1 rRNA gene is annotated in these 202 nt (G+C 53.5%); it reads right to left on the reverse strand.

Annotation, left to right across the window (positions count from 1 at the left end):
• A 23S ribosomal RNA gene (locus UQ64_RS29760) occupies window positions 1-202 on the reverse strand; the annotation flags it as partial.

Genomic DNA, 202 nt, shown 5'->3' on the forward strand with positions numbered 1-202 from the left:
TTCGTGCGGGTCAGAATTTACCTGACAAGGAATTTCGCTACCTTAGGACCGTTATAGTTACGGCCGCCGTTTACTGGGGCTTCGGTTCATAGCTTCGGATTGCTCCTAACCACTCCCCTTAACCTTCCAGCACCGGGCAGGCGTCAGCCCGTATACTTCGCCTTGCGGCTTCGCACAGACCTGTGTTTTTGCTAAACAGTCG

It is taken from the genome of Paenibacillus etheri (assembly GCF_001012825.1).
GTDB classification, from domain to species: Bacteria; Bacillota; Bacilli; order Paenibacillales; family Paenibacillaceae; genus Paenibacillus_AQ; species Paenibacillus_AQ etheri.